The sequence below is a fragment of the Nocardioides sp. BGA-UO-ETr-FS32 genome (assembly GCF_059567905.1).
On the sequence record NZ_JCAQOX010000015.1, the window covers coordinates 179,694 to 204,688 of the forward strand.

A 24,995-nucleotide genomic window follows, 5' to 3' on the forward strand; every position below is an offset into this window, starting at 1 on the left:
CGGCAGGTCAGCCGAACAGCGCGCTGCCGTACCGCGTGACGAGGAGCAGGAGGATCCCGCACAACCACACCGCGGTCGCCAGCAGGTCGAGCCGGTGGCGGATGACCTCCTCGAGGAACCGGCGTGCCGCCGGTGGCAGGGGCAGGTTGCCCTCCAGCACGTTGATGCGGGTCATCTCGACGAACACGAAGGTGGTGGCCACGGTCACCAGCAGGCACCACGGGCACACCGCGCCGATGTGGAAGATCGCCTGGTGGAGCAGCCAGTACGCCAGTGCGAGCCCCAGCGTGTAGCCCACCTGCGCGGTCAGCATCATCCAGCGCGGGAGGCGTACGCCGGTGAGACCGGCGGCCGCGAGGGTCAGCACGACGGGCTCGCTGACCAGGCCGAGGAACGCGTTCGGGAAGCCGAAGACCGACGCCTGCCAGGAGCTGCCCACCGTGCCGCAGCTGACGACGGCGTTGATGTCGCAGCCGAAGACCGCGTCCTGGTTGCCGGCGAGGGTGACGGCCTCCGCGGCCAGCACGAAGGACGCGGTGAGGCTGGCCGCCGACCAGAAGAGCATCGCGAGCCACGCGCCGCGGACCCTCGACCGAGCGGGCCCCGGTGTCGTCCTCGCGCCGTCGGCGCCCCTCCGGGCCGTCTGCAGGGTCACGGTGCCGCCTGCCCGGCGACGGACGCCAGCGACCCGGCCTCGTAGGGGTCACCCGCGAACGGCTTCCCGTCGACCAGGATCGTGGGCGTCCCCTCGACGCCGCTGGCGAAGGCCCGGGCGGTCTGCTGGGCCACCCATCCCTCGTGACGACCCTCCGCGAAGAGCGCCGCCACCTCCGACGGCACCCCGACGTCGCGAGCGATGCCGGCGAGCTGGTCGTCCGTCAGCCCCTCCGCGCCCTCGGGGGGCTGGTGGGCGTACAGCGCGCGGTGGAACGACCAGGCGTGGTCAGGGTCGGCGTCCACCACCGTCGCCAGCGCGTTGGCGGAGCGGGTGGAGTACTCGGTGCCCTCGGACAGGCGGTCCAGGAAGGCGATGGGGCGGAGGTCCACCGTGACGTCCTCGGCCACGAGCAGCTGCTGGAGCGTCTCGCCGTTCGCCTGCTCGAACGCACCGCATGCCGGGCACAGGTAGTCGAAGTAGATCGTGACGGTCACCGGCCCCTCCCCGATGGCGATCGAGCCCTCCGGGCCCAGCCCGCTGGGCGCGACGACCTCGCCGTCCGCGGCGCGCGGGGCACGGTCCGTCTCGGCCGGGTCCCGGACCACGACCGCGATGACGGCGACCACCAGGGCGACGAGGACGCCGATGCCCACCCATCGGGCCACGCGGTAGCGCGTGGCCGAGGGTCGCGTGGACTGCGTGCGTGTGCTCATGCGGGTTCCTTGCGTGCGGGATGGCGATCGTGGCGATCGTGTGTCGCCAGCCTTCAAGGTCCGCGCCGCGGACGCCGCGGTCCAACGGCCCGAGGTCGCGGGCCCAAGGTCCCGACCGCACGTCGCCGCCGGGCCGTACGGTGGGTGCATGACCGTCGGACTGCTGCTGGCCGCAGGGGCGGGGAGCCGTTTCGGTGGTCCCAAGGCCCTGGCCCGCGACGCCGACGGCACCTCGTGGCTGCTCCGGTCGGTGCACGCCCTGCAACCGTGCGAGGAGATCGTGGTGGTGCTCGGGGCCGAGGCCGGACGGGCGGCGGCGCTGCTGCCGATGTCGGTGTCGCGGATCCGCTGCGACGACTGGGCCGAGGGGATGGGAGCGTCGCTGCGCGTGGGGCTCGAGGCGCTGACGTACACCGACCACGACGCAGTGCTCGTCTCGCTGGTCGACCTCCCCGACGTCGACGCGGCCGTCGTGGCCCGGGTGCTCGACGCGGCGCACGGGCGCGCGACCCTCGCGCGGGCGGCGTACGGCGGGGTGCCGGGGCACCCGGTGCTCCTCGGGCGCGACCACTGGGCGGGCGTCGTCGACGCCGCGACGGGTGATCGCGGGGCCCGCGACTACCTCGCGACCCACGACGTCGAGCTGGTCGAGTGCGGGGACCTCGCGACCGGGACCGACGTGGATCACCGCTGACGGCGTCCGGTCCGGCGTCCGGTCCGAGGCCCGGTCCAACGTGCGACCAACGTGCCGGGTCGTAGCCTGACGGCATGCAAGGCATGGACTCCGCTGCAGACGTGGCCGCCCGGCTGGGCGCGACCGGCTACCTCGCCGACGAGGAGCTGGCGACCGTCGTGTTCCTGGCCTCGCGGATGCAGCGCCCGCTGCTGCTCGAGGGCGAGCCGGGCACGGGCAAGACCGCGCTGGCCGAGGCGCTGGCCCAGAGCCTGGACCTGCCGCTCGTGCGCCTCCAGTGCTACGAGGGGATCGACGCCAGCCAGGCGCTCTACGACTGGGACTTCCCCCGGCAGATCCTGCACCTCAGGGCGCTCGAGGCGGCCGGGGAGGTCGACTCCGACGAGGCCGAGAAGAGCCTCTACGACGAGCGATTCCTGCTCTCGCGACCGGTCCTCGCCGCGCTGCGGCAGGCGCCGGCGGTGCTGCTGGTCGACGAGGTCGACCGGGCCGACGACGAGTTCGAGGCGTTCCTGCTGGAGGTGCTGTCGACGTGGCAGGTGACGATCCCGGAGTTCGGCACGGTCACCGCGCCGGAGCCGCCGCTGGTGGTGCTGACCTCCAACCGCACCCGTGAGCTGCACGACGCGCTCAAGCGCCGCTGCCTCTACCACTGGATCGACCACCCGGGCCTCGAGCGCGAGGTGGAGATCGTCCGCTCGCGGGCACCCGAGGTCAGCGAGACGCTGGCCCGGCAGGTGGTCGGGCTCGTCCAGCAGCTGCGCCAGCGCGACGACCTGCTCAAGCCGCCCGGCGTCGCCGAGACCCTCGACTGGGCGCGCGCCCTCACCTACCTCGGGACCGTCGAGCTCGACCTGGCCTCCGCCGCGGCCACCCTCGGCGCCCTGCTGAAGTACCGCGAGGATGCCGACCGGGTGAAGGCCGCCCTGGACCGGATGTTGTCGCGATGAACGCCGTGCTCCACGAGGCCGACGAGGTGCTGCTCGGCTTCACCCGCGCGCTGCGCGCCGCCGGCGTCCCCGTCACCCAGGACCGGGCCTACGGCTTCCTGGCCGCGGTGGCGGCCGTGGGGGCCGACGACCGCCAGGCGACCTACTGGGCCGGCCGCGCGACCCTCTGCGGCTCGCCGGACGACCTGGCCCGCCACGACCAGGTCTTCGCCGCGTGGTTCGACCCGCGCGACGGCCTGCCGCGGGCGCAGCCGCGCGAGGCCTCGCGGCCCTCCACCGCGCACCTGCTGCCCGACGCCGAGGGCGCCGGTGGCGGCGACGAGGCGGGGGAGGAGGACCTCGTCCGGGCGAAGGCCTCGGAGGCGGAGGTGCTCAAGCACCGCGACGTGGCGACTCTCGACGCGGCGGAGAAGCGGCGCCTGGCCTCGATGTTCGTCCGCCTGTCGCTGCGCCCGCCCGTCCGGCGTACGGCCCGGCACCGGCGCTGGCACCGCGGGGAGCTCGACGCCTCGCGGACCCTGCGCAACTCCCTGCGCCACCTCGGCGAGCCCGGCGAGATCGCGTGGCGCCGGCGCGGCACCCGCCCGCGCCGGGTGGTGCTGCTGGTCGACGTCAGCGGGTCGATGAGCCCGTACGCCGACGCGCTGCTGCGCCTCGCCCACCGGCTGACCCAGTCGGCGCGCGGGGTCGGCGGCACGGTCGAGACCTTCACGATCGGCACCCGGCTGACCCACGTCACCCGCGCCCTGCGCTCGCGCGACGCGGACCGCGCCATCGTCGCCGCCGGCGAGGTCGTGCCGGACTGGTCGGGCGGCACCCGGCTGGGCGAGACACTGCGGGTGTTCCTCGACCGGTGGGGCCAGCGCGGCATGGCGCGCGGTGCCGTCGTGGTGGTCTTCAGCGACGGGTGGGAGCGCGGCGACGCCGAGCTCCTCGGCGAGCAGATGGCCCGGCTCAAGCGGGTCGCGCACCGCGTGGTGTGGGTCAACCCGCATCGCGGCAAGGCCGGCTACGAGCCGCTCCAGGGCGGGGTGGTGGCCGCCCTCCCGCACTGCGACGACTTCCTCGCCGGCCACTCGCTGGCGACCTTCGCCGACCTGACCGAGGTGATCTCCCGTGCGTGACGTGCTGCCCGAGCTGATGCAGTGGTGGGATTCCGGCGAGACGATCGGCGTCGGGACCGTCGTCGCGACCTTCCGCTCCGCGCCCCGCCCGGCCGGCGCCTCGATGCTGGTCGGCCCCGACGAGACGGCCGTGGGATCGGTGTCGGGCGGCTGCGTCGAGGGCGCGGTCTACGAGCTCGCCCAGTCGGTCGTGGCTTCCGGGGAGCCGGTGCTCGAGCGCTACGGGGTCTCCGACGACGACGCCTTCGCGGTCGGCCTCACCTGCGGCGGCATCCTCGACGTCTTCGTCGAGCAGGTCTCCCGTGAGACCTTTCCCCAGCTGGGCGAGGTGGCCGCCGACATCGAGGCCGGACGCCCCGTCGCGCTGGCCACCGTCATCGAGCACCCGGACCCCGCCTGGGTCGGACGCCGGATGGTGATCCGCCCGGACGTCCCGGCGGACGGCAGCCTCGGCTCGCCGCGCGCCGACGCCGCCGTCCACGACGACGCGCTCGGCCTGCTGGCCGCCGGCACCAACGCCACCCTCACCTACGGCCCGGACGGTGAGCGCCGCGGCGAGGGGATGCGCGTCTTCGTCTGGGGCTTCGCGCCCAAGCCGCGCATGCTGGTCTTCGGCGCGATCGACTTCGCCGCCGCCGTGGCCAAGGTCGGCTCGTTCCTCGGCTACCACGTCACCGTGTGCGACGCGCGGCCCGTCTTCGCGACCACCTCCCGCTTCCCCGGCGCCGACGAGGTCGTCGTCGACTGGCCGCACCGCTACCTGCAGGCCGAGCTCGACGCGGGCCGCATCGACCGGCGCACCGTGCTCGCCGTGCTGACCCACGACCCGAAGTTCGACGTCCCGCTGCTCGAGGTCGCGCTGCGCCTCGACGACGACGTACGCCCGGGCTACATCGGGGCGATGGGGTCCCGTCGCACCCACGACGAACGGCTCGCGCGGCTCGTCGAGGCGGGCCTCACCGAGGACGAGGTGTCCCTGCTGTCCTCGCCCATCGGCCTCGACCTCGGCGCCCGTACGCCCGAGGAGACGGCCGTGTCGATCGCGGCCGAGATCGTGGCCCGGCAGTGGGGCGGGTCGGGGGAGCGGCTGGCCACGACGCAGGGTCGGATCCACCACGACGACTGACCGGTCGGCGGCGGCTGGTCCTGACGACGGATCGGTCCGAGCCGGCCCACGTCGGCCCGAGTTGGCCCGTGCGGGTGGGGCAACCTAGGGTCCTCCAATGCTTTTGCCTGCTGCGCCGCCCCGTCGCCGTGCCCGATCGACCGCTCTGATCGTCGCGGTCGTCCTGCTGCTCGCCGTCCTGACGCCGGGCGCCTCGGCAGTGGACGTTCGCGACGAGAGCCGGTCGCAGGATCGGGCCACCGGGCCCGCCGGGCGTTTCAGCGTGGCGACGCTCAACCTGCGCAAGGGGATGCGGGTCGCGGGCATGCGGCACGACATCGGGCGGGTCCTCGACGGTGGCGCCTCCGTCATCGGCTTCCAGGAGCGCCTCTTCAGCCGGCCCGCGCTGCGCGCGTCCCTGCCGAAGTCGTGGACCCTGCTGATGCCCAGCGGCCCGACCGGCACGGACGACAACCCGATCGCCTTCGACAAGGACGTCTGGAATCTCGAGAAGTCCTGGTCCGCCCTCCTCACCGGCCGGACCTGGCGGCGCTACTCCGGTCGGGTCGCCCACGACCAGTACGGCGTGGTGGCGGTGCTCCGGCACCGTGCGAGCGGCCACGTCATCCGCGCCGTGAGCTTCCACCTGCCCAACCACCTGCACAACCGCCGCTCGGGCGGGCCCAACTACGCCAACCGCCAGGGGGTCGAGGCGATGTGGCGGATGGCCGCCCGGGTGCGCGCGCTCAAGGAGAACGCGCCTGAGGAGCACCAGTTCGTCGCGATGTGCGACTGCAACGTCACCGAGAACCGCGACACCACCGACCACCTCGTCAAGGGCCGGATCACCAGGCCGCTGCGGCTGGAGACCAACTACAGCGGCCGCAAGGGTGGGTCGGGGATCGACTACGTGATGGGCGAGCGCGACTCGCGGTTCCGCATCGACTCCTTCCGGTCCTACCGCCACCTGGTCACCGACCACCCCGGGATCGTCGCCACCTTCACGCGCAAGCGCTGAGCGGGCTGGGCATGGCCCTCTACGACTAGCGTCCTGCGAGTGGCCGCCCGGATCCCGCTCGCAATCGCTGCACTCGTGCGCGACGGCCTCGTGCTCCTGGTGCACCGCCATGCATCACGTCGTGGTATCCCAACTGCTGGGACCTCGTCGGCGGACATGTCGAGCCGAACGAGCTGCCCCACCAGGCCGTCACGCGGGAATGTCTCGAAGAGCTCGGGGTCCACGTCCAGGACCCCGGACCCATCCCGATGACGGTCAGCGACCCCACTCTCGACATGCATGCGTTCCTGGTCACGCGGTCAGCGCCGTCCAGGTCGCAGCCGATCAGTCGCAACGACCAGCCGGCTCATCGGGCACGAGCGGACGCACGGGTCGCGGCAGACCCGGTCACTGAGCCTGGCCCGTCTGCTTCGGCTCAGTTGTGCGGTGCCTGTGACGCACCAGGTGCATCACAGCCGCCGCACTGATCGCGGCTGCTGTCCCGCCCTTCAGGTCAGGACGTGCCTGTTGGCCCCGCCGTCAGATGGAGGGCGAGGTGTGGGGCAGGGTCATCGTCGGCGGGGTCGCGGGATGCCCGGTGGGGCGGGTGGATCGATCGCGGTGGTGCCGGTGTGGTCGCGGCGGTAGCGGTGGCCGTAGGGTGAGGTCCACTCGAACACCCCGTTCTCGACCATCGCGTAGCGCCAGGGGGAGTGGGTCTTGAGTCGGTGGTGGAAGCGGCACAGGCAGGCGAGGTTGTTGGTGCGTGTCGGACCGGGCTGGGGTCTGCCCTCGGCGTTGGCGTCGTGGTCGTACGCGACGACGTGGTCGACGTCGCAGCCGCGGGCCGGGCGCGTGCAGTGCGGGAAGACACACGTGCGATCCCGGAGAATGATCTGCTCGCGGATCCGGTCGGGGATCTCGTACCCCTGCGCGGTCAGCTGGGCGTTGAGGTCGATGACCGGCTTGATCGTGACCTCGGTGCGCGAGTCGGCGCACCACGACTTGATCTGGTCGAGCAGGACGAGGCGCTGGCCGTTCTCCATCCGTCCGGTGGGCCCGAAGACCGTGGTGTCGCCGGAGAAGCTGGCGTCGAAGTGGGCGTGGATCACGACCTCGCGAGCAGCAGGCAGGTTCGGCTCGTCGTTGGCTGCGTCGACGTCGGCCAGGGCTGCGTCGGTCTGGGCTGCACCGTCCTGGAAGGCGAGGTCGAGCGCGGTCTGCGTCCGGGCGAGCTCACCGAGGGCCTTGGCGCGTCGTGCGTCGAGCGACAGCTGCGATCCGAGTGCCTTCTGCGTGGCGGCGTGGTGGGCGACGGCGCGGTCGAGGTCGAGGGCGTCGGCGATGTCGAGGTCGGCTTCCAGGTGCAGGGTGCCGGCGTAGTGGACGTCGTCCTTGTTGACGGTGACGTGGCGGGGGTCGACGGCGAGGTAGCCGTCCTCGGGGTCCTTCGTGGGGTCGGCGGTGGCGAGGTCGTAGCGCTTGATGGTCTCGGCGACGAGCCGGTCGAGCTGTGCGGTGCCGATGCGTCCGGCGACGGCGGCGACCTGGGAGTCGACGAACCCGGCCGCCTCGCGAGTCAGGGCGGGTGAGGAGTGGATGGTGGTGTCCGCGACGACACGGGCCCGCCACGCGGGTACCTGGCCGGTGTGGACCTGGTCCCACAGTCGGGGGAGGCGGTGGCGCAGCTCGAGGGCGTGGCCGATGAGCTTCTTCGCCGCCGTGGTCGAGATCCCGAGGGTGGTGCCGAGCTCGGCGACGCAGAACTCCGCGACCAAGGGTGCACCGTCGCCGGCGATGGGCTCTTCGTGCTCGCACCCAGGGACCGTGAACGAGGCGGCGTCGTGGATCGACTCCGGCGGGTGCAGGTCCGCCCACCGGGCGGCAAGCACGAGCTGGTCGGCTGCGGCCCGGTCCTCGGTGGCCTTGCGGTCGCGGATCGCTGACAGCACGTCGGCGGCCGAGAGGTCGTCTGCGACCCCTCGTGCCCCGGCTGCCAGTCCGTCGATCATGTGTTCGATCCTACGGAAACCCACCGACAGTGGCCGCGACGGTGGCCACGGCTCTGATGGTTGCAGGCCAGACGATCTCGGAGTGGTTTCGAGGCTCGCTGCGCTCGCACCTCAACCACCGGAACCGGGGTCTCGATACGCCCACTCGTGCCTCGCGGGCTACTCGACCAGCGAAGTGAGGCGAGTCCTTGACCGCCAGGACGAGGTCTCGATGCGCCCGCTCGTGCCTCGCGGGCTACTCGACCACCGAAGCGAAGCGGGCCACTCGACCACAGAGGGGGAGGAGCGACACAGAATCCCTGTTGCGGTCATCACACGCGGGCTAGGTTTGCGATGACCCACCAGGAGCCGTCATGACCAGTGAGGACCTGCACGCCCGCCGCGTGAGTGCCGTGCGCGCCTGGACGCGCTTCGTCGAGGAGGGGGAGGGCGGCGCCACCGCGGTGCGGCCCGAGATCCTGCGCAGCTGGGAGCTGTCGGGCGTCGTGTCGCCGACGGTGACCCACGCGCCGCTCGCCGACGAGGGCGACACGGCCGACTTCTGGAGGCAGTCACCGCTCCAGACCGCCGTCGAGCGCGTCCAGGACGAGCTGCGGCGCACGGCCGAGGACGGCGACCTGGTGATCGCGGTGACCGACGACCAGACCCGGATCCTGTGGACCTACGGCGGCCGGGTCATGCGTCGCAAGGCCGAGACGGTCAACTTCGTGCCCGGCGGCCGCTGGGACGAGCAGAGCGTCGGCACCAACGCGCTGGCGATCGCGGGCCGGACCGCGCGGCCGGCGATGGTGTTCAGCGCCGAGCACTACGCCGAGGTCGTGCACAACTGGGTGTGCTGGGCGGCCCCGGTGTTCGACCCGGTGACCGGACGCTCGCTGGGGGTCATCGACCTGTCGACCACGTGGGACCGCACCCACCCGATCGGGCTCGCCACCGCGCGCGTGATGGCCCGGCTGATCGAGGGCGCCCTGCCGGCCGACCGGCGTACGACCCTCGCCGGCGACGCCGGCCCCACCGAGCCCGGGCTCACCCTGACCCTGCTCGGCACCGCCGAGGTGTGGCTCGACGGGCAACGGCTCCTGCTCAACCGCCGCCAGACCGAGATCCTCGCCCTGCTCGCCATGCACCCGGCGGGCCTGTCGGTCGAGCACCTGCACTCGCTGCTCTACGGCGACTCGTCGGTGACCACCTCGACCCTCAAGGCGGAGGTCTCGCACCTGCGGGCCGCCCTGGCCGGACAGCTGTCCTCGCGCCCCTACCGCCTCACGATGCCGGTCGCCACCGACGTCGAGGAGGTCCAGCGGCTGCTGCGCCGCGGCGACGTACGCGCGGCCGTGCGGGCGTACGGCGGCGACCTGCTGCCCGGCACCGACTCGCCCGCGCTGGTGCAGATGGGTGACTACCTCGCGGTGAGCGTGCGCGAGGCCCTGCTCGCCAACCCCGACGCCGACGCGGTGCTCCGCTACAGCGAGCTCGCGCCCTACGACACCGCCGTGGTCGAGGCGTGCCTCGCGGCACTGCCGGTCCACCACCCGGTCGCGCCGCTGCTCAAGGGCAAGCTGGCCGCCTCCGGCGGATGACCGACCTGCGGAGCGCGACCGCGTCCGTTGCCGCGCTCGTGACCGCGCTCGCGGTGCTGACGGCGTGCGGCGGCGATCGTCAGGAACCGGCTCCCGAGCCCGTGACGCGGTCCAGCGAGGCCCCCGACGCCGGGCCCTGGGAGACAGTGGTCGACGAGGGCACGGGAATCCGGTTCGACTTCCCCGTGGCGGCGACGCCGGTCGAGGGTGAGCAGGTCGTGGCCGGACACCGGTTCCCGACCTACACCTATGCGCACCAGGCCGGTCGCACCGAGCTGGTGGTGGTGCTCGAGGACGTCGGGCTGCGGCTCCGGCTGGTCCCCAAGGACATGGTCCGCATGATCACGGGCACGCTCGAGGGGGCAGGTGACGAGCAGATCCGGTGCGGGCAGGTGCGTGGCGACGCGCGGCGGCTGCGTACGACGTGCCGGTCGGTGGACGAGACGGGCCACGACCGGATCTCCATGGGCATCGCGCTGGCCTTCCGCGAGGTGGTGTCCACCTCGATCGTCGCCCACACCGCCGGCCCCGACGAGGGGTTGCACACCCACCAGGTCAGCGGCGCGGCCAGGAAGATCGCCGACAGCATGCGGGCTGGCGGCGAGGTGGTCTGAGCCGGTCGACCCCGCCCCCAACCGTTCGCCAACCAGTCCGACCTAGGTTCGGCACCAGGAGTGACCCACCTCACACTGGAGCGGCCAGATGACGAAGATCGAACTCACCGTCGACGGGGCTGCGGTCTCCGACGACGTCGAGCCCCGGATGCTGCTCGTGCAGTACCTGCGCGAGAAGCTCGGCAAGACCGGAACCGTGATCGGGTGCGACACCTCGAACTGCGGCGCCTGCACCGTCCACCTCGACGGCACGAGCGTGAAGTCGTGCAACGTGCTCGCCGTGCAGGCCAACGGGCGCACCGTGACCACGATCGAGGGGCTCGCCGACGCCGCCGAGGGTGAGCTGCACCCCGTCCAGGAGGCGTTCCGCGAGTGCCACGGCCTGCAGTGCGGCTTCTGCACCCCGGGGATGATCATGCAGGCCGTCGACCTGCTCGCCGAGAACCCGGACCCGACCGAGGAGGAGGTGCGGCTCGGCATGGAGGGCAACCTCTGCCGCTGCACCGGCTATCACAACATCGTGAAGAGCGTGCTCCACGCAGCTGAAGGAGCCAAGGCATGACCGCCACCCAGGACCGTCCCGCCGCGGAGATCGGCAAGGACCGGCGCCGCAAGGAGGACCAGCGGCTGATCACCGGTCGTACGCGCTGGACCGACAACATCACCCTGCCCGGCATGCTGCACCTGGCCATGGTGCGCAGCCCCTTCGCCCACGCCACCATCACCTCGGTCGACGTCGAGGCCGCCAAGGCCTCCCCCAACGTGGTCGCCGTGCTGAGCGGCAAGGACTTCGGCGACGAGCTCGGCGTGTGCATCAACGCCTGGCCGATCACGCCGGACCAGAAGACCCCGACCCACTCGCCGATGCCGTCCGACCGCGTGGCCTTCGCCGGTGAGGTCGTCGCCGTGGTCGTGGCGCGCAGCGCAGCCGAGGCGCGTGACGCCGCCGAGCTCGTCGACGTCGAGTACGAGGAGCTGCCCGCCGTCGTCGGCATCAAGAACGCCCTCGAGGACCAGGTCCTCGCGCACCCCGACCTCGGCACCAACAAGTCGGCCCTGTGGGTCTTCGACTCCAGCGACGCCGGCACCGGCGGCGACGTCGAGGCCGCGATCGAGGAGGCCCGCGCCAACGGCATCGTCATCGAGCGGGAGTACCGCCAGCAGCGGCTCATCCCCGCGTTCATGGAGCCGCGCAGCGTCGTGGTGGACCCCACCGGCAAGCAGATCACGATGTGGTCCGCGACCCAGATCCCGCACATCCTGAGGTTCGCCCTGGCGGCGACCACCGGCGTGCCCGAGTCCAAGATCCGGGTCATCGCGCCTGACGTCGGTGGTGGCTTCGGCGGCAAGCTCCAGACGACCCCGGAGGAGTGGATCGCCTGGGCCGTCGCGCGCCGGCTCTCCAAGCCGGTGAAGTACACCGAGACCCGCAGCGAGAGCCTGCTGGCGGCCCACCACGGCCGCGACCAGGTGCAGACGCTGACCCTCGCGGCCGACAAGGAGGGCAAGGTCACCGGCTTCAAGGTGCACCTCGACGCCGACCTGGGCGCCTACATCGCGATCGTCGGCGGCGGTGTCCCCGTCCTCGGCGCCTTCATGTTCAACGCGATCTACAAGTTCCCCTCCTACCGCTTCGAGTGCCAGACCGTGCTCACCAACACGACCTTCACCGACGCCTACCGTGGTGCCGGGCGTCCCGAGGCGACGTACGCCATCGAGCGGCTGATGGACGAGCTGGCCGCCGAGGTGGGGGTGGACCCGCTCGAGATCCGTGAGCGCAACTGGATCACGCACGAGGAGTTCCCGTTCACGACCGTCGCCGGGCTCGAGTACGACACCGGCAACTACGAGGCCGCCACGGCCAAGGCCAAGGAGTCCTTCGGCTACGACGCGCTGCGCGCCGAGCAGAAGGAGCGCCGCGAGCGTGGCGACCGCGTCCAGCTGGGCATCGGCGTCTCGACCTTCACCGAGATGTGCGGCCTCGCGCCGAGCCGGGTGCTCGGCAGCCTCGACTACGGCGCAGGCGGCTGGGAGCACGCGAGCGTACGGATGCTGGCCACCGGCAAGGTCGAGATCGTCACCGGCGCCAGCGCGCACGGCCAGGGCCACGAGACGGCGTTCAGCCAGATCGTCGCCGACCGGCTCGGGGTGCCGTTCGAGGACGTCGAGGTGCTGCACGGCGACACCCAGATCGCGCACAAGGGCCTCGACACCTACGGCTCGCGGTCACTGGTGGTCGGCGGCGAGGCGCTCGTCCGCGCGGTCGACAAGGTGATCGAGAAGGCCAAGCACCTCGCCGCGCACCTGCTCGAGGCCAACGCCGACGACCTCGACTACACCGCCGGGCGGTTCAGCGTCCGCGGCACCGACCAGGGCGTGACCATCCAGGAGCTCTCCACCGCGGCGTTCGCGGCGCACAACTATCCCGAGGACATGGAGCCCAGCCTCGATGCCGACGCGACGTACGACCCCGTCAACTTCAACTACCCCCACGGCACGCACCTGTGCGCGATGGAGGTCGACACCGAGACCGGTGCGGTGAAGATGCGGAAGTACACCTGCTGCGACGACATCGGGGTCATCATCAACCCGCTGATCGTGGCTGGTCAGGTCCACGGCGGACTGGTGCAGGGCATCGCGCAGGCGCTGTGGGAGGAGGCCGTGCACGACGAGGCCGGCACGCTCGTGAGCGGGTCGTTCGTCGACTACCTGCTCCCGACGTCGGCCGACACGATCTCCTTCGACGTCGTGCACACCGACGAGCCGAGCGTGTGCACGACCAACACGCTGGGCACCAAGGGCGTCGGCGAGGCCGGCACCATCGCCTCGACGCCGGCGGTCGTCAACGCCGTCGTCGACGCCGTACGCCACCTCGGCGTCCACGACATCCAGATGCCCTGCACGCCCGAGCGCGTGTGGCGGGCGATCCACGCGGGCGACGGTGACGCACCGACCCCGGAGACGGCGATGCCGCACTTCGAGGAAGGCGCCCTCAACCAGGACGAAGGAGCAGGCCAGTGATCCCGGTGAAGTTCGACTACCTCGCACCCACGTCGGTCGAGGAGGCCATCTCGGCGCTCGGCCAGCACGGCGACGACGCGAAGATCCTCGCCGGCGGGCAGAGCCTGCTGCCGGTGCTGCGGATGCGCCTCAACGCCCCCGAGGTCGTCATCGACCTCGGCGGCATCTCCTCGCTGCGGGGCATCCGCGACGACGGCGACGCCATCGTGATCGGCGCGATGACCACCCACCACGACGTGCGCGACGACGGTCTCGTCAAGGAGCACGCGCTGCTGCTCTCCAAGGCGGCGGCCGAGGTGGCCGACTCGCAGATCCGGCACCGCGGCACGTTCGGCGGGGCGCTCGCCCACGCCGACCCCGCGGGCGACCTCGGTGCACCCGCGCTCGCGCTCGGCGCCCAGTTCGTGATCGCCGGGCCCGGCGGGGCGCGTACGGTCGAGGCGTCCGACTTCTTCGTCGACCTCTTCGAGACCGCGATCGGCGACGACGAGATCCTCACCGAGGTGCGCATCCCCAAGCACACCGGCTGGGGCGCCCACTACGAGAAGTTCGTCCGCGTCGCGCACCAGTGGCCGATCGTGGCCGTCGCCGCCACCGTGAAGGGCTCGATCGACGAGGCGCGCATCGGTCTGACCAACATGGGCTCGACGCCCCTGCGGGCCACCGCCAGCGAGCAGGCATTGGCCGGCGCCAGCGCGACCGAGGACGGCGTACGCGCCGCCGCGGACCTCGCCGCCGACGGCACCAACCCGCCCTCGGACCTCAACGGCGCGGCCGACTACCGGCAGCACCTCGCCCGGGTCCTCACCGGACGGGCCGTCCTCAAGGCCGCGGGGGTGTAGGGGTGGAGCTGAACCACCGGTTCACCGTCCCGATCGGCGTCGAGGAGACCTGGGCGCACTTCAACGACATCGCCTCGGTGGCCGAGTGCTTCCCGGGCGCGCAGGTCACCGAGGCCGACGAGAGCTCCTTCTCGGGGTCGGTCAAGGTCAAGCTCGGGCCGATCGCGCTGCAGTACAACGGGAGCGGCACCTTCGTGGAGAAGGACGCCGAGGCCCACCGGTTCGTCGTCGACGCCAAGGGCAAGGACAAGCGCGGCAACGGTACGGCCGGGGCGAAGGTGACCGTGTCGATGAGCGACGCGGGCGGCTCGACGGACGTGGCGGTGGAGACCGACCTCGCCATCACCGGCAAGCCCGCACAGTTCGGGCGCGGGGTGATGCAGGACGTCTCGGACAAGCTGCTGGGTCAGTTCGTGGCGTGCCTCGAGCAGCGGCTCACGGCGCCTGAGCCCGAACCGGCACCCGCGCCGCCGACCGAGCCTGCCGCTGAGGCGACTGCGCCGGCGGCCGCGGCCGCGCCGCCGCCTCCTCCGGCACCACCCCCGCCCCGGCCCGTACGGGAGCCCGAGGCGCTCGACCTCGGCAGCGCCGTGCTGCCGGTGATCCTCAAGTCCTACTGGAAGCAGGCTCTGGCCGCGATCGTGGTGCTCGTCGTCGTGCGGAGGCTGCTCAGAAGACGTTGAGCGGGCGGAACTGGACGGAGATGCGCGGCCCTGCGTGAGCCACCTTGGGCACGGCGTGCTCCCAGGTGCGCTGGCACGAGCCTCCCATCACGACGAGGTCGCCGTGCCCCATCGTCAGCGCGATCGACGACCCGCCGCCCCGGGGCCGCAGCAGCAGCCGGCGCGGGTCGCCGACGCTGACGATCGCGACCATCGTGTCGGCGGTGCGGCCGCGGCCGATCGTGTCGCCGTGCCAGGCGACCGAGTCGCGACCGTCGCGGTAGAAGCAGCAGCCGGCCGTCACGAACGGCTCGCCCAGCTCGGGCCGGTAGTGCCGGCTCAGTGCCGTACGTGCCTCGTCCAGTGCGGGATGGGGGAGCGGGGCACCAGCGAGGTAGGTGTGGACCAGGCGGGGGACGTCGACCACCGAGTCGTACATCTCGCGTCGCTCGGCGCGCCACGGCACCTCCTCGACGAGTGCGGAAAACACGGCGTCGGGGTCCGCCAGCCAGCTGCGCTGGACGTCGACCCACGCTCCGCGGGTCAGCAGGCGACGCTCAGGTGACAGCGCCACGGAATCCGCGGTGTGGTCGGCGAAGAGGGACGTCTGGTAGTCCACGACGGCAGCGTACCAGCCGAGTCGAACAGACGTTCGACCCCCTCGGGATGTCGAGGGTTTATCGAAGGAACCGTCAAATTGGAGACACCCGTCCAGACCAGTCCTAGCCTGACTGCTATGGATCCGGTCGACGTCGTCGTCCCGCGACAGCGGGCGCTGAAGCACGTCCAGGTCCGCGAGCACGTCCGCAGCCTCATCGAGGCGCAGCCGCCGGGCTCCGCGGCACCGTCCGAGCGCGAGCTCGTGGCTCGTTTCGGCGTGGCGCGGATGACCGTACGACAGGCGCTCGACGCGCTCGTCGCCGAGGGCCTCCTCGAGCGGATCCCCGGCCGCGGCACCTTCGTCGCACAGCCGCCCAAGAACGCCGGACGCCTGACCTCCTTCACCGAGGAGATGCGCCGCCGCGGGATGCTGCCGGAGTCGCAGACGCTGCTCGCCCGCGTCGAGCAGGCCGGCCCGGGCGTGGCCCGGGCGCTCGACATCTCACCGGGCGACCCGGTCCTGCACTGGCGGCGGCTGCGCCGTGCCGACGCGGCCATCGTCTGCGTCGAGGACGCCTACCTCAACGAGGTGCTGCTGCCGGGCTTCCTGCAACACGGCACGCCCACGAGCCTCTACGAGGCCCTCGGTGCGCGCGGCCTGCGCCCGACCGAGGTCGAGGACTCCATCAGCGCCGACCGTGCCAGCGCGGACGAGGCGGCGATCCTCGAGATCGCCGAGGGCGACCCGGTCCTGCGCCACGCCCGTCGTGCCGTGTCGGAGGGGCGCATCGTCGAGGTGTCGCGCACCTGCTACCGCCACGACCGTTTCACCGTCTACCTCCAGCTCAACGACCGCTGACGCGTCACCCGCGGCGCAGCTCGGCGAGCTCGCGCTCGAGGTTGGCCCGCGCCGCCGCCTCCCACAGCTCGCGCGCCTGCGAGGTGTGGAACAGGTGCGGCTTCGCCGCGAGGTCCGAGAGCACGGCCGCCCGGCCGGCGCGGAAGTCCGCGTCGCCCACGTGCGCGAAGTCGGCCCGCACGCCCGCGACGTAGGCGTCGTACCGCTCGCGCGGCGCAGCGAGGATCGCGAGGTCGGCGTCGCTGAGCGCGCAACCCGCGGGGTCGTCGTCGTCCGGGCGGTGGTGGACGGTCATCCGCACCAGCCGCGCCGCCTCGGCTGCGTACGCCGCGGGCAGGGTCCGTTCGGCCCAGCGGGCGGAGCGCTCCTCGTCGTCCTCGGCCCCCTCGTAGACCGCGTCGTGGAACCAGGCGGCGAGCGCGACGGCGGTCCGGTCGAACCCGGCGCCCGCGGCGGCCAGCCGGTCGAGCCGCTCGAGGACCTCCTCGAGGTGCAGCAGGTCGTGGTAGCCGGGACGGTCCCAGGCGGCGAGCAGCTCCTCGCGCAGGTCGTGGTGGTCGGGGAGCGGCCACCGCCCGGCGAGCGTCATCGGGGCGGGGGTCACCCGCGGGCGTCCTGGAGCTCGCGCGCCTGCGCGTGCCCGGACGCCATCGCCCACCGGATGGCGCCGGTCGACACCTTCCCGAGCGCGCGGCCGACGACCCGGTCCAGCGCCTCGTCGAGCACGGGCGGATGGGGCAGACCCAGCTCGCGGCGTTGCCACTCGGGCGTCAGCGACACGGCGGCACCGACGAGGGCGAGGTACGCCGGGCGCGCGGCGACCGGCAGGTCGGGATGCCAGACGAGGAACGAGATGGCGTCGCGCGCGGCGGGGGTCCCGGCGAGCTCGGGCCGGTAGGCGTCGAGCGTCGCGCGGAGGCCGGCCTCGGTCGTGGGCGGGTCCGTCACGCCGAGCAGGGCCGCGACGTGCGCGGTCTGGGCGACGTACTCGTCGCGCTCCGCCCCCACGAGCGGCTCGTGCCCGAACCGGTCGTGCGCCAGCAGGAAGCTGTCGACCTCGGCGACGTGCACCCAACCGAGGAGGTGCGGGTCCGAGGCGGCGTACGGGGTGCCGTCGGGCATCGTGCCGGTCACCGACTCGTGGGCGCGCTGGACGGCGCGGATGACCTGGAGGGCGTCGCGCTCGGCCCCGAACGTGGTCATCGCGATGTAGGTGGAGACCTGCGCCAGGCGTCCCCACATGTCGCCGCGGTAGCCGGAGTGGTCCGCCACGCCCTGCATCGCCGCCGGGTGCAGCGACTGCAGCATGATCGCGCGGATGCCGCCGACGAACATCGAGGCGTCGCCGTGCACGCGGGTGATCGGGGAGTCGGGCGCGAACCACCGCGGGCCCGGGGTGCCGTGCACGCGCTCGCGGTTGCGCGGGCCGTCGGGGCCGGCGACCTTGCGGAACAGCTCGGCGCCGAGGCGTTCGCGGAGGGTCACGACGTCGAGAGTAGCGACGGCCCCCAACGCCCCGGTCCGGCTTTGACTTCGAGTACTCGAAGTTCCTAGCGTCGAGGTCGTGACCGCCTACGCCGAGCCCCGCAGCTACACCATCCGGGAGACCGCAGCCCTCACCGGGCTGCCGGCCAGCACGCTGCGCTACTACGAGCAGGTCGGGGTCATCCCCCCGATCAGCCGCGGCGCGAGCAGCGGACACCGCGTCTACGGCGAGGACGACCTCGACCAGCTGATGGCGGTCTCCTGCCTGGCCGCGACCGGGATGGGGCTCGACGACATGCGCCACTACATGGCCAACGCCAGGCGTGGTGCCGCTGCCGCGGCCGAGCAGCGCGAGCTGCTCGAGCTGCAGCAGCAGCACCTCAGGGTCGAGGCGGAGCGGCTGGTCCTGCGCCAGCGCTACGTCGACCTGAAGATCGGCTACTGGCAGGCCGTGGAGGACGGCGACGCCGCCCGGAGCGAGGACATCGCGTCCCGGGCGCGTGACCTCGCCGAGGAGCTGCGCGCGGTCACCGACCACTAGTCGGCACCCGCCGACGTACGCCCCGGGGCAGCCCCGGGGCATCCCCACAGAGCACCCCAGAGACCAAGGAGACACCCCCATGCGCGTGAACGCCTACGCCGCACCCGCAGCCGGTGAGCCGCTGGCCCCGACGACCATCGAGCGCCGCGAGGTCGGCGCCGACGACGTGCTGATCGCCATCGAGTACGCCGGCATCTGCCACTCCGACATCCACACCGTCAACGGCGACTGGGGCCCGCAGCCCTTCCCGCTCGTCCCGGGTCACGAGATCGTCGGCACCGTCACCGAGGTCGGCGCCGACGTCACCCGCCACCGCGTCGGCGACCGGGTCGGCGTCGGCTGCATGGTCAACTCGTGCGGCACGTGCGACAACTGCCGCAACGGCGACGAGCAGTACTGCCGCGAGGGCATGGTCGGCACGTACGCCGCCACCGACCGCGACGGCACCATCACCCAGGGCGGCTACTCCACCCACGTCGTGGTCGACGCCGACTACGTCCTCTCGATCCCCGAGGGCCTCGACCCCGCGGCCGCCACGCCGCTGCTGTGCGCCGGCATCACGACGTACTCGCCGCTCAAGCACTGGCAGGCCGGGCCCGGCAAGAAGGTCGCCGTCGTCGGCCTCGGCGGGCTGGGGCACATGGCCGTCAAGATCGCTCACGCCATGGGTGCCGAGGTCACGGTGCTGTCGCAGTCGCTGAAGAAGCAGGAGGACGGCCTCCGCCTGGGCGCCGACCACTACTTCGCCACCAGCGACCCCGACACCTTCGAGGCGCTCGCGAGCTCCTTCGACCTGATCATCAACACCGTCAGCGCGAAGATCGACGTCAGCGCCTACCTCGGCCTGCTCGCCGTCAACGGCGCGATGGTCAACGTGGGCGCCCCCGCCGAGCCGCTGAGCCTCAACGTGTTCTCGCTGCTCAGCAACCGCCGCACCTTCGCCGGCTCGATGATCGGTGGCATCGCCGAGACCCAGGAGATGCTCGACTTCTGCGCCGAGCACGGCATCGGCTCCGAGGTCGAGGTCATCGCCGCCGACCAGGTCAACGAGGCGTACGAGCGCGTGCTCGCCTCCGACGTGCGCTACCGGTTCGTGATCGACAGCAGCACGCTCGCCTGACCCGCGGTGGTCGTCACGCCGGGGCCCGGTCGGATGTTGTACGCCGCCGGTCCCGGCGGACCTCGGCGTCACGCCTCGGCGGCGAGGTCCCCGGCGTCGACGATCCGGTAGGCGTACCCCTGCTCGGCGAGGAACCGCTGCCGGTTCTGCGCGAAGTCGGCGTCGACGGTGTCGCGCGACACGATCGTGTAGAAGTGCGCGGTGCGGCCCTCGGTCTTGGGCCGCAGCAGCCGGCCGAGGCGCTGCGCCTCCTCCTGGCGCGAGCCGAACGACCCGCTGACCTGGATGGCCACCTCCGCCGAGGGGAGGTCGATGGAGAAGTTGGCGACCTTGCTGACCACGAGCAGGTCGATCTCGCCGGTGCGGAACGCCTGGAAGAGCCGCTGTCGCTCCTTGACCGTCGTCTCGCCCTTGATCACGGGGGCGTCGAGCATCTCGCTGATCTCGTCGAGCTGGTCGATGTACTGGCCGATGACCAGCGTCGGCTGGCCGGCGTGCTGGCGCACGAGGTCGCGCACCACGTCGATCTTGGCGTGGGTGCAGGAGGCGAGGCGGTAGCGGGTGTCGGGATCGCTGGTGGCGTACGCCAGTCGCTCGCCGTCGGGGAGGGTGACCCGCACCTCCACGCAGTCGGCGGGCGCGATCCAGCCCTGCGCCTCGATGTCCTTCCAGGGCGCGTCGTAGCGCTTGGGGCCGATGAGGGAGAAGACCTCGCCCTCGCGGCCGTCCTCGCGCACCAGCGTCGCGGTGAGGCCGAGCCGGCGGCGGGCCTGGAGGTCCGCGGTCATCCGGAAGATCGGCGCCGGCAGCAGGTGCACCTCGTCGTAGACGATGAGCCCCCAGTCGCGCGCGTCGAGGAGCTCGAGGTGCGGGTAGACGCCCTTCCGCTTGGTGGTCAGCACCTGGTAGGTCGCGATCGTGACCGGCCGGACCTCCTTGACGGCGCCGGAGTACTCGCCGATCTCGTCGGCGGTCAGCGAGGTGCGGGCGACGAGCTCGTCCTTCCACTGCCGCGCGCTGACCGTGTTGGTGACGAGGATGAGGGTGGTCGCCTGCGCCTGCGCCATGGAGGCCGCGCCGACGATCGTCTTGCCCGCCCCGCAGGGCAGCACGACCACACCGGACCCGCCGTCCCAGAAGGAGTCGGCCGCCTCGCGCTGGTAGGGACGCAGCGTCCAGCCGTCCTCGGCCAGGTCGATCGCGTGCGCCTCGCCGTCGACGTAGCCGGCGAAGTCCTCGGCCGGCCAGCCGAGCTTGAGCAGCGCCTGCTTGAGGTTGCCGCGCTCGCTCGGGTGCACCGCGACGCTGTCGTCGTCGAGGCGCGCGCCGACCATGCCGGCGACCTTCTTGGCGCGCAGCACCTCCTCGAGCACCGGCCGGTCGGTCGAGGAGAGCACCAGCCCGTGGACCGGGTGCTTCTCCAGCCGGAGCCGGCCGTAGCGGCCCATCGTCTCGGCGACGTCGACGAGCAGCGCGTGCGGGACGGCGTACCGGCTCCAGGTGAGCAGGGCGTCGACCACCTGCTCGGCGTCGTGGCCGGCGGCGCGGGCGTTCCAGAGGCCGAGCGGCGTGAGGCGGTAGGTATGGATGTGTTCGGGCGAGCGCTCGAGCTCGGCGAACGGTGCGATCGCCTTCCGCGCCTCGGCGGCCGACGGGTGGTCGACCTCGAGCAGGAGCGTCTTGTCCGACTGGACGATGAGGGGACCGTCGTTCATTCGGGGTCCCTGCGGGAGCGCGAGCGCAGCGAGCGATCTCGTGGGGTGATCTGCACCCGACGATTCTACGGACGGGGCCAGCACGGCCGTGCCAGCATGCGGCGCAGCGACCGTACGGACGGCGCACGTGAGGGCGGGGACGGCATGGACGAGGACGAGCTGGACTGGTTCGAGTCGGTGGTGGCGGCGACCAAGGAGGCAGCGGGCCTGCCCGCAGGCTGGGGCACGTACCCGACACCGCTCAGCGCGGAGGAGGAGCTGGAGGACGCTCCTCCACCGCCGCGGCTGCGCAGCGGCATGACCACCGACGAGCTGCTGCCCTACGGCACGGTCGTGCCGACCGCGTACGGGGCCGACCCCGTCGTCGAGCGGGTCGTCGCGCCCCCGATCGTCGCCCCGCACGGCTCGATCTGTGCCTACGACCCGATGTCGGTCGCCTGGCAAGGAGTGTCCGTCCGCATCGAGCTGCGCGGCGAGCTGCTGCCCGTCGAGATGGCGGTCCTGCGGCGCGACACCCCGCGAGGCGTCCGCGTGCAGGGAGCCGTCGCGGTGGTCGGCAACCTGGCCGCGGTCCGCGAGTGGATCGAGATGCCGTCCGCGACCCGACTCTCGATCGACAAGGGGTGTGGCGCGTTCGTCGCGGCCGACCGGGTCGACGAGGTGTCGGCGGTCGCGGACCGGCTCCCGTGGCCCTACGTCCCGGACGGCGCGCAGGCGGTCGAGCTCGACGGGGTCGTGGCGGGGGTGCTGTTCGACCCCGGTGAGGGTCCCTACGGCTACGAGCTGATGCTCGGCCGCGGGCGGTACGCCGTGCCCGAGGCGCTGCTCGTCGACCTCCACGTGCTGCCGCGCTGAGGCAGCCGGATCGAGCGGATCAGCTGGCGGACGCGGCCTTCTGGCGGGCCCGGAAGGCGGCCACGTTGGCGCGCGATGAGCACCGGTCCGAGCAGTAGCGCCGCGACTGGTTGGGCGAGGTGTCCACGAAGACGTGGTCGCAGCGGGCCTCGGAGCAGATCCCGAGGCGGGTGGCGCCGAGGTCGCACACCAGGTTGGCCAGGCCCATCAGCGCCTCCCCGATGAGCAGCTCGGCCACCGAGGCGGCGCGGTTGGCGACGTGCATGTGCAGGTTGTCGGGATCGTGGTCGGAGATCATCGGCGTGACCGGGTGCCGCGCGAGCAGGTCGTTGAGCGAGCTCACGACGAGGGTCACGTCGTCGACGTCGGAGGCCTCGAACACCGCCCGCAGCTCGGAGCGGAAGGCCTGCAGGGACTCCACGTCGCCCTCGACGAGCGACCGGTGCAGCCACGAGCGGTCCGCGAGGTGCGCGCGCAGCGCCTCCTCGTCGAGGAGCTCGGCGTTGACGAGCGCCGCCGAGCGCTCGGCGTACCGGATGAAGTCCATCCGGCAAGTCTACGGAGGGGGCGGGGCGCGCCTACGCCCGGCGGACGCCGGTGATGCGGTGCACCGCGAACTCGCGCACGTCGTCGGCGCGGTGGTCGTACGCCGCCAGCCGGCCGCCGTCGAGGCGGCGCGGGTCGACGACCCGCTCACCGGTCGCGCCGTGGTTGTCGACGTAGCCGATCACCACGGTGCTGCCCGCCTCGATGGCCTCGCGCAGCGCCGCGAGCGCGCCGGACGGCGTGGTCGTCTCCGCGGTCGCCGGTCGCGAGGACCGGGCCCGGTCGCCGGCACGGATCGCGGTGGCCACCGCCTGCAGCTCGGCCGCCCGGCGGGCCTCGACCGCACCGGCGGGCCGGCGACCGCGACGGGTGCGCGCGCGCCGGAGGTCGGGACGGCTGACCCGTACGGTGCCGTCGGCGGCCTCGACGACGGGAGCGGCGCCGAGCTCGCGCAGGCGGGGCAGGAGCACGTCGAGGGGCGAGGTGGCGATCGCCACCGTCGGTGCGAGCAGGCGCAGGCCGAGGCTCCGGGCGCGCGCGTCGTGCACCAGCGCGGCGAGGGCGGCCTCGTCGTCGGACCGCAGGAAGGCCTCGGCGTGGCCGACGCGGACGCTGCCGAACGTGCGGGACACGTCGTCGACCAGGAACTCCAGCGGCTGCGGCACCGGGGTCTGCGACACCGCGGCCAGGAAGTCGCGCACCTCGGCCGCCGACCAGCCCGCGTCGAGGCCGCGGCGCACCGACCCGGCGGTGAACCGGTAGACGGTCGCCCCGCCGCGGGACTCCACGTCGGCGAGCAGGTGCAGCCGTCGGGCGACCTCGGTCTCGAGGGGGCCGGGCGCGACGGCCGTGAGGTCGGCCTGCAGCAGCACGTGGTCCACCGGCCGGGGCAGGTGCGGGTCGATGGCCGCGGCGGCGGCCGTCAGGTCGTCCTCGGCGGCGTGCCGACCGCTCGGGGGGAGCCCGCCGGCTCCGCTGACGCCGAGCACCGCCGCCTCGCTCACGGCGGCCGCGACCAGGTCGGCGAAGGTCGTGGGCCGCCGCGGGCGCAGCCAGCGCACGCGCTGCACGAGCGAGGCGATGCCGGTGCCCGCGGCGAGGACCTCGCCGTCCGGCAGCTCCGCCAGCACCCGCAGGGCCAGCCGGCGCGCCTCCTCGGCCAGCCCGCTGGAGAGCTCCGGCGCGAGGGCGTTCCAGGCCTTGCCGGCGGGGTCGCGCGAGCCCACGAGCGACGGCACCCGGCTGCTCGCGAGCCAGCCGCCCACCAGCCGGGTCCAGCGCTCGGAGATCGGCCGGCCGGACCACACGTCGAACTCGTCGGTCGGCAGCCATGCGGGGGAGCCGTCGGTGTCGGCGGCCTCGGCGATCAGTCCGGCCGCGAGCGCCACCTCGACGACCAGCGCCGCTCCCGGCTCGTCGACGTGCAGGTCGCGCGCGACGGCCTTGAGGTCGCGGACCGCCAGTCCGCCGCTGCGCAGCACGCTCGGGGGCTGCACGCCCCAGTGGTCGAGCAGCAGCTCCACCCGGCGTACGACGTCGAAGGCCGCGCCGGCCGCGCTGCGGGCCACGAGCGCGGCGTCGCGCGCCGACGTGGCGAGCGCCGGCACGTCGTCGACCGGCTCGGTGGTCGTACGACCTCCGCGGAGCGCCAGGCCCACCTCGCCCGGCAGCACCACCGAGTCGCCGTCACGCGGCACCAGCAGGCGGCGGCTGAGCAGCTCCTCGGCGGGCGAGCGGGCCTCGGCCGGTGACACGGTGCGCCGCGCCGACCCGGTCGTCCCCTCCCCGCCGTGCTCGTCGACGTGGCGCAGCAGGGCGGCCGCGGCGGGGGAGAGCTCCGCGATCCGCGCCGTGACCTCGGCGGGAGCCGCCGGGTCGGGGCTGGAGGGCCGCAGCCCGCTCACCAGGCCGGGCATCCCGCGCATCGCGTCGGCCACGCCCGTCAGTGGGCGTACGCCTCCGGGCGCCTCCCACGCCAGCGCCAGGTCGAGCAGGTGCTGGAGCGCGGCAGCGGTCCGGTCCCCGTCGGCCCGCACGATCGAGATCAGCTCCTCGGAGGTGGTTTGACCTGCAACCAGCAGGGCATCAAGCACCGAGAGCTCCAGATGGTCCAGGCTGTCGAGGGCGCGGTGGATCGACGAACGCGTGGCGGCCCGCGAGGCCAGCTGCGACGAATCCTGAGGGGCGGGTGTGGCGAGATCTGGACGGGCCCGGAGCAGCGCCACGAGCCGCTCGTCCGGCCAGCCGCGCAGCTGGTCGGCGAGGGTGCGTGCGGGTGTCGTCCGCCCTGAACTGGACATCC

25 protein-coding genes are annotated in these 24,995 nt (G+C 72.9%); 16 read left to right on the forward strand and 9 right to left on the reverse strand.

All coding sequences use genetic code 11. The features are described 5' to 3' along the window. Nucleotides 1-7 precede the first annotated feature (7 nt). Nucleotides 8-655, reverse strand: a complete 648-nt coding sequence (locus AC57BS_RS14375; RefSeq protein WP_496412131.1) for a vitamin K epoxide reductase family protein — start codon at nucleotides 653-655, stop codon at nucleotides 8-10. Continuing rightward, nucleotides 652-1,371, reverse strand: a complete 720-nt coding sequence (locus tag AC57BS_RS14380) for a DsbA family protein (protein WP_496412132.1) — start codon at nucleotides 1,369-1,371, stop codon at nucleotides 652-654. Before AC57BS_RS14380 ends, AC57BS_RS14375 begins: the two co-directional genes overlap by 4 nt. A 148-nt stretch (nucleotides 1,372-1,519) precedes the next feature. Between AC57BS_RS14380 and AC57BS_RS14385 the strand changes: the two genes are divergently transcribed. The 6 genes from AC57BS_RS14385 to AC57BS_RS14410 all read left to right on the forward strand — a co-directional run bounded on the left by AC57BS_RS14385 (nucleotide 1,520) and on the right by AC57BS_RS14410 (nucleotide 6,729). Continuing rightward, nucleotides 1,520-2,065, forward strand: coding sequence for a nucleotidyltransferase family protein (locus AC57BS_RS14385; protein ID WP_496412133.1), 546 nt, complete (start codon nucleotides 1,520-1,522; stop codon nucleotides 2,063-2,065). A gap of 74 nt (nucleotides 2,066-2,139) precedes the next feature. Further along, nucleotides 2,140-3,015 (forward strand): AAA family ATPase, encoded by an 876-nt coding sequence (locus tag AC57BS_RS14390; protein WP_496412134.1) that lies wholly within the window; start codon nucleotides 2,140-2,142, stop codon nucleotides 3,013-3,015. After that, entirely contained in the window at nucleotides 3,012-4,139 is a 1,128-nt protein-coding gene (locus AC57BS_RS14395) for a vWA domain-containing protein (protein WP_496412135.1), read from the forward strand. The genes AC57BS_RS14390 and AC57BS_RS14395 overlap by 4 nt, the downstream gene beginning before the upstream one ends. Next, nucleotides 4,132-5,265 carry an XdhC family protein gene (locus AC57BS_RS14400; RefSeq protein WP_496412136.1) on the forward strand — a complete coding sequence of 378 codons (1,134 nt, stop codon included), beginning with the start codon at nucleotides 4,132-4,134 and terminating at the stop codon, nucleotides 5,263-5,265. Before AC57BS_RS14395 ends, AC57BS_RS14400 begins: the two co-directional genes overlap by 8 nt. 97 nt (nucleotides 5,266-5,362) lie before the next feature. Then, on the forward strand, nucleotides 5,363-6,262 hold the full coding sequence (locus tag AC57BS_RS14405; protein ID WP_496412137.1) for an exonuclease/endonuclease/phosphatase family protein: 900 nt from the start codon (nucleotides 5,363-5,365) through the stop codon (nucleotides 6,260-6,262). Nucleotides 6,263-6,435: 173 nt separating this feature from the next. Further along, entirely contained in the window at nucleotides 6,436-6,729 is a 294-nt protein-coding gene (locus tag AC57BS_RS14410) for a hypothetical protein (protein ID WP_496412751.1), read from the forward strand. Between the two features lie 81 nt (nucleotides 6,730-6,810). Here AC57BS_RS14410 and AC57BS_RS14415 read toward each other — a convergent pair whose 3' ends face one another. Continuing rightward, a complete protein-coding gene (locus AC57BS_RS14415) occupies nucleotides 6,811-8,253 on the reverse strand; it encodes an HNH endonuclease signature motif containing protein (protein ID WP_496412138.1) in 1,443 nt (480 codons plus the stop codon). Between the two features lie 353 nt (nucleotides 8,254-8,606). Between AC57BS_RS14415 and AC57BS_RS14420 the strand changes: the two genes are divergently transcribed. The 6 genes from AC57BS_RS14420 to AC57BS_RS14445 all read left to right on the forward strand — a co-directional run bounded on the left by AC57BS_RS14420 (nucleotide 8,607) and on the right by AC57BS_RS14445 (nucleotide 14,993). Beyond that, nucleotides 8,607-9,833 (forward strand): AfsR/SARP family transcriptional regulator, encoded by a 1,227-nt coding sequence (locus tag AC57BS_RS14420; RefSeq protein WP_496412139.1) that lies wholly within the window; start codon nucleotides 8,607-8,609, stop codon nucleotides 9,831-9,833. Continuing rightward, a complete protein-coding gene (locus tag AC57BS_RS14425) occupies nucleotides 9,830-10,447 on the forward strand; it encodes a hypothetical protein (RefSeq protein ID WP_496412140.1) in 618 nt (205 codons plus the stop codon). Before AC57BS_RS14420 ends, AC57BS_RS14425 begins: the two co-directional genes overlap by 4 nt. Before the next feature lie 88 nt (nucleotides 10,448-10,535). Beyond that, on the forward strand, nucleotides 10,536-11,009 hold the full coding sequence (locus AC57BS_RS14430; protein WP_496412141.1) for a (2Fe-2S)-binding protein: 474 nt from the start codon (nucleotides 10,536-10,538) through the stop codon (nucleotides 11,007-11,009). Then, nucleotides 11,006-13,468: a xanthine dehydrogenase family protein molybdopterin-binding subunit gene (locus AC57BS_RS14435; protein ID WP_496412142.1), complete on the forward strand. Its 2,463-nt coding sequence runs from the start codon at nucleotides 11,006-11,008 to the stop codon at nucleotides 13,466-13,468. Before AC57BS_RS14430 ends, AC57BS_RS14435 begins: the two co-directional genes overlap by 4 nt. Then, a complete protein-coding gene (locus tag AC57BS_RS14440) occupies nucleotides 13,465-14,310 on the forward strand; it encodes an FAD binding domain-containing protein (protein ID WP_496412143.1) in 846 nt (281 codons plus the stop codon). Before AC57BS_RS14435 ends, AC57BS_RS14440 begins: the two co-directional genes overlap by 4 nt. 2 nt (nucleotides 14,311-14,312) lie before the next feature. Beyond that, complete coding sequence (locus AC57BS_RS14445; RefSeq protein WP_496412144.1) at nucleotides 14,313-14,993, forward strand: SRPBCC family protein; 681 nt, start codon at nucleotides 14,313-14,315, stop codon at nucleotides 14,991-14,993. Here the strand turns inward: AC57BS_RS14445 and AC57BS_RS14450 are convergent. After that, nucleotides 14,980-15,591 (reverse strand): alpha-ketoglutarate-dependent dioxygenase AlkB, encoded by a 612-nt coding sequence (locus AC57BS_RS14450; protein WP_496412145.1) that lies wholly within the window; start codon nucleotides 15,589-15,591, stop codon nucleotides 14,980-14,982. The genes AC57BS_RS14445 and AC57BS_RS14450 overlap by 14 nt on opposite strands. Nucleotides 15,592-15,708: 117 nt before the next feature. On the opposite strand from AC57BS_RS14450, the gene AC57BS_RS14455 reads away from it, so the two are divergent. Then, complete coding sequence (locus AC57BS_RS14455; RefSeq protein WP_496412146.1) at nucleotides 15,709-16,431, forward strand: GntR family transcriptional regulator; 723 nt, start codon at nucleotides 15,709-15,711, stop codon at nucleotides 16,429-16,431. Between the two features lie 4 nt (nucleotides 16,432-16,435). Here AC57BS_RS14455 and AC57BS_RS14460 read toward each other — a convergent pair whose 3' ends face one another. Both AC57BS_RS14460 and AC57BS_RS14465 read right to left on the reverse strand, forming a co-directional pair. Beyond that, complete coding sequence (locus tag AC57BS_RS14460) at nucleotides 16,436-17,035, reverse strand: HD domain-containing protein (protein WP_496412147.1); 600 nt, start codon at nucleotides 17,033-17,035, stop codon at nucleotides 16,436-16,438. Beyond that, the gene (locus tag AC57BS_RS14465) at nucleotides 17,032-17,916 is read right to left on the reverse strand and encodes an oxygenase MpaB family protein (RefSeq protein WP_496412148.1); all 885 of its coding nucleotides are present in this window, start codon (nucleotides 17,914-17,916) and stop codon (nucleotides 17,032-17,034) included. The genes AC57BS_RS14460 and AC57BS_RS14465 overlap by 4 nt, the downstream gene beginning before the upstream one ends. Nucleotides 17,917-17,995: 79 nt before the next feature. Here AC57BS_RS14465 and AC57BS_RS14470 point away from each other — a divergent pair, with 79 nt between their 5' ends. Both AC57BS_RS14470 and AC57BS_RS14475 read left to right on the forward strand, forming a co-directional pair. Beyond that, entirely contained in the window at nucleotides 17,996-18,457 is a 462-nt protein-coding gene (locus AC57BS_RS14470) for a MerR family transcriptional regulator (protein WP_496412149.1), read from the forward strand. Between the two features lie 79 nt (nucleotides 18,458-18,536). After that, a complete protein-coding gene (locus AC57BS_RS14475) occupies nucleotides 18,537-19,577 on the forward strand; it encodes an NAD(P)-dependent alcohol dehydrogenase (RefSeq protein WP_496412150.1) in 1,041 nt (346 codons plus the stop codon). Between the two features lie 68 nt (nucleotides 19,578-19,645). On the opposite strand, the gene AC57BS_RS14480 is transcribed toward AC57BS_RS14475, so the two are convergent. Next, complete coding sequence (locus AC57BS_RS14480; protein ID WP_496412151.1) at nucleotides 19,646-21,292, reverse strand: DNA repair helicase XPB; 1,647 nt, start codon at nucleotides 21,290-21,292, stop codon at nucleotides 19,646-19,648. A gap of 96 nt (nucleotides 21,293-21,388) precedes the next feature. Here AC57BS_RS14480 and AC57BS_RS14485 point away from each other — a divergent pair, with 96 nt between their 5' ends. After that, nucleotides 21,389-22,147, forward strand: coding sequence for a hypothetical protein (locus AC57BS_RS14485; protein ID WP_496412152.1), 759 nt, complete (start codon nucleotides 21,389-21,391; stop codon nucleotides 22,145-22,147). 19 nt (nucleotides 22,148-22,166) lie between these two features. Here the strand turns inward: AC57BS_RS14485 and AC57BS_RS14490 are convergent, their stop codons facing one another. Next, entirely contained in the window at nucleotides 22,167-22,694 is a 528-nt protein-coding gene (locus tag AC57BS_RS14490; protein WP_496412153.1) for a CGNR zinc finger domain-containing protein, read from the reverse strand. A gap of 31 nt (nucleotides 22,695-22,725) precedes the next feature. Continuing rightward, on the reverse strand, nucleotides 22,726-24,993 hold the full coding sequence (locus tag AC57BS_RS14495) for a helicase-associated domain-containing protein (protein WP_496412154.1): 2,268 nt from the start codon (nucleotides 24,991-24,993) through the stop codon (nucleotides 22,726-22,728). Between the last annotated feature and the right edge of the window lie 2 nt (nucleotides 24,994-24,995).

What these genes read in the sequence shown, in the direction of transcription:
- AC57BS_RS14490 (WP_496412153.1), bottom strand. Translation starts at nt 22,694, where the DNA reads ATGGACTTCATCCGGTACGCCGAGCGCTCGGCGGCGCTCGTCAACGCC.
- AC57BS_RS14395 (WP_496412135.1), top strand. Translation starts at nt 3,012, where the DNA reads ATGAACGCCGTGCTCCACGAGGCCGACGAGGTGCTGCTCGGCTTCACC.
- AC57BS_RS14415 (WP_496412138.1), bottom strand. Translation starts at nt 8,253, where the DNA reads ATGATCGACGGACTGGCAGCCGGGGCACGAGGGGTCGCAGACGACCTC.
- AC57BS_RS14385 (WP_496412133.1), top strand. Translation starts at nt 1,520, where the DNA reads ATGACCGTCGGACTGCTGCTGGCCGCAGGGGCGGGGAGCCGTTTCGGT.
- AC57BS_RS14475 (WP_496412150.1), top strand. Translation starts at nt 18,537, where the DNA reads ATGCGCGTGAACGCCTACGCCGCACCCGCAGCCGGTGAGCCGCTGGCC.
- AC57BS_RS14495 (WP_496412154.1), bottom strand. Translation starts at nt 24,993, where the DNA reads ATGTCCAGTTCAGGGCGGACGACACCCGCACGCACCCTCGCCGACCAG.
- AC57BS_RS14435 (WP_496412142.1), top strand. Translation starts at nt 11,006, where the DNA reads ATGACCGCCACCCAGGACCGTCCCGCCGCGGAGATCGGCAAGGACCGG.
- AC57BS_RS14430 (WP_496412141.1), top strand. Translation starts at nt 10,536, where the DNA reads ATGACGAAGATCGAACTCACCGTCGACGGGGCTGCGGTCTCCGACGAC.
- AC57BS_RS14425 (WP_496412140.1), top strand. Translation starts at nt 9,830, where the DNA reads ATGACCGACCTGCGGAGCGCGACCGCGTCCGTTGCCGCGCTCGTGACC.
- AC57BS_RS14390 (WP_496412134.1), top strand. Translation starts at nt 2,140, where the DNA reads ATGCAAGGCATGGACTCCGCTGCAGACGTGGCCGCCCGGCTGGGCGCG.
- AC57BS_RS14485 (WP_496412152.1), top strand. Translation starts at nt 21,389, where the DNA reads ATGCGGCGCAGCGACCGTACGGACGGCGCACGTGAGGGCGGGGACGGC.
- AC57BS_RS14480 (WP_496412151.1), bottom strand. Translation starts at nt 21,292, where the DNA reads ATGAACGACGGTCCCCTCATCGTCCAGTCGGACAAGACGCTCCTGCTC.
- AC57BS_RS14380 (WP_496412132.1), bottom strand. Translation starts at nt 1,371, where the DNA reads ATGAGCACACGCACGCAGTCCACGCGACCCTCGGCCACGCGCTACCGC.
- AC57BS_RS14405 (WP_496412137.1), top strand. Translation starts at nt 5,363, where the DNA reads ATGCTTTTGCCTGCTGCGCCGCCCCGTCGCCGTGCCCGATCGACCGCT.
- AC57BS_RS14455 (WP_496412146.1), top strand. Translation starts at nt 15,709, where the DNA reads ATGGATCCGGTCGACGTCGTCGTCCCGCGACAGCGGGCGCTGAAGCAC.
- AC57BS_RS14420 (WP_496412139.1), top strand. Translation starts at nt 8,607, where the DNA reads ATGACCAGTGAGGACCTGCACGCCCGCCGCGTGAGTGCCGTGCGCGCC.